Origin of the sequence: Xylophilus ampelinus (assembly GCF_003217575.1) — a bacterium.
Taxonomy (GTDB): domain Bacteria; phylum Pseudomonadota; class Gammaproteobacteria; order Burkholderiales; family Burkholderiaceae_C; genus Xylophilus; species Xylophilus ampelinus.
Genome location: NZ_QJTC01000066.1, coordinates 1 through 1,020 on the forward strand (window position 1 = coordinate 1; position 1,020 = coordinate 1,020).

The 1,020-nt window shown below is 58.1% G+C and carries 1 protein-coding gene; it reads right to left on the reverse strand.

Annotated features, from left to right (window positions below; translation table 11 throughout):
- Positions 1–704: rolling circle replication-associated protein (locus DFQ15_RS16855; RefSeq protein ID WP_146228798.1), on the reverse strand; the 704-nt coding region annotated here is incomplete at its 3' end.
- Positions 705–1,020 lie beyond the last annotated feature (316 nt).

Here is a 1,020-nt window from a genome sequence, read left to right on the forward strand (position 1 = left end):
TCCTCGAAGTCTTTGAGGATGTATTTAGAGACGTAGGCGGCCATCTTGCCTATCGACATGTTGCGACGATAGCCGCCGTTCTTTGTGCGCCCACCGACGAAGCAAAGCCCGTTGTTGTCGCCGACGATGGAGCGCCAAACCTTGGTGCCTAGCTCCCAGGCTTTGATCTTGACGCCCTTGTACATCGCCATTTTGGGGAGCTTGTGTGTAGCAAGGTGGACATGCATGGAACCGCGTTCCTGCCGTTCGAAGCTGGCGCAATACCGGAAGGCGTCGCCGAGGCTACGTTTCATCCTTCGCACCCACTCTTTAAAGTGCTTTTTGCACAGTTCGCGGTCCAGCTGATTCTCACGATACGTGAGAGTCAGCAACTCATCGAAGCCCTCAGCTTTGATGACCCGCCGGCAGGTTGTCTTTGCCCGTTGCGCCGCCCGTTTGCGATTCTTCAGGTCCTTTTCCTCTTGCTCAGCGTGGTACATCGCAATGCGAATATCGCGCTCTTGCGGAGTGTCAGCCGCGGCGATGTAGACAGCCCAGGAGTCAGCCACGTTGAGCATATGCGCAGGGGCTGGCCCTACCTCTTCCCAGGTGACCTGTTGACGGGCCGAAATCTCCCGATGGCCATTGGCCTCCCAGATCCTCACATCCCAGGCATCAGGCACGGTTTGACCCTGATACAGCACACCATCTATGATCCGTTCCACTGCACTACTCCGATTAGTTGCCGTCACGAGCCCGGGTCGCCTGCCAGCGTCGCCGGGTTCACCTTTTTCTGCCTACCTCACCACCAGGGGGCGATGACTCCACCGGTCTTGTGCCGGTGCATCCAGTGCCATAGCCGATCGAGGTAGCACCACGATCCATCCGGCCATTCCCACACCAGAACAGCACCGAAACCAGGGCCGAACCTCCACGGGTCAACCGGTCTGCGACCGGGGGGAGAAACGGTGAAATCGGGCATGTGTTCCAAAGTGTCTTGTTAATAAATTAGCTCGCTGCGCTCGCCGCCTCGTCCCGCTG